At 44.2% G+C, this 231-nt stretch carries 1 protein-coding gene; it reads left to right on the forward strand.

What is annotated here, in order from left to right; genetic code table 11:
• Nucleotides 1–231, forward strand: a 231-nt coding sequence (locus tag AAEY88_RS15690; protein ID WP_350563889.1) for a hypothetical protein, incomplete at both ends; no start/stop codon positions are given.

Below are 231 nucleotides of genomic sequence, written 5' to 3' on the forward strand. Positions count from 1 at the left end.
GGCCACCGGTTTGGTCGCCTATAGTTGCTGAGGTTTATGCGCCTAACACCGAATTACGTGAACAAGCAGCCAATGACTTATTGCAACGTTTCAGAGATACCGAATACGTTGTTGATATGGATATATATTTGCCAGCGCAACAACAAAAGTGGCAAGTGATCATTGATCGAAATAAAGCCAGCTTAATGGGTGTTTCTTACGCCAGTATTGTGGATACGATCAGCACTGCTG

The sequence above is a fragment of the Psychrobacter sp. CAL346-MNA-CIBAN-0220 genome, from assembly GCF_040309805.1.
Classification (GTDB): Bacteria; Pseudomonadota; Gammaproteobacteria; order Pseudomonadales; family Moraxellaceae; genus Psychrobacter.